The 554-nt window shown below is 73.3% G+C and carries 2 pseudogenes; both read left to right on the top strand.

Annotation, left to right across the window (positions count from 1 at the left end):
- Positions 1-2 precede the first annotated feature (2 nt).
- Positions 3-131: pseudogene (locus tag ABD323_RS44715) on the top strand (HAD hydrolase family protein); the annotation flags it as partial.
- Between the two features lie 140 nt (positions 132-271).
- Positions 272-554, top strand: a pseudogene (locus tag ABD323_RS44710) (bacillolysin); the annotation flags it as partial.

Genomic DNA, 554 nt, shown 5'->3' with positions numbered 1-554 from the left:
CCCTGCCCTACCGGTTGGTCGCGACCGACCTGGACGGGACACTGCTGAACTCGGCGGAGACCGTCACCCCGCGCACCCCCGCCGCCCTGGCCACCGCCGCCGCGCTAGCCCTCGTCTCCGTGCCGGTCACTCCCGCGCTCGCTGCCCCTGCCGCCCCGCAGACCCCCGTCGGCCAGGTGTTCAAGGTCAACCCCGTCCAGGCCACCGGCGACCCGAGCCTGACCCACGGCGAGGACGCCCACTCGGGCGTCCCGGCCTCCCCCTCGCCACCGTGGCCCTGCGGAACCTCGACGCGAGCGGCGGCCTGGCCGGCCGCTGGGCGGTCGTCCGCTCGGAGACCGGCACCCCCGCCCGGTCCGCCGCCGGAGACTTCCGGTACACCCGCAACGCCGACCAGTTCGAGCAGGTGATGGCGTACTTCTGGGTCAACGAGGCGCAGGAATACCTCCAGGGCCTCGGCTTCGGCAGCGAGCTGCGCGGGGCCAACGACAAGGCCCAGCAGGTCCGGCTCAACCAGTGGGGAGCGGACAACTCCTTCTTCACCGACAAGAAGC

The organism is Kitasatospora nipponensis, from assembly GCF_039528135.1.
Taxonomy (GTDB): Bacteria; Actinomycetota; Actinomycetes; order Streptomycetales; family Streptomycetaceae; genus Kitasatospora; species Kitasatospora nipponensis.
Note: the sequence above shows the minus strand (reverse complement) of the source record. Positions and strands in the feature narration are given on the sequence as shown.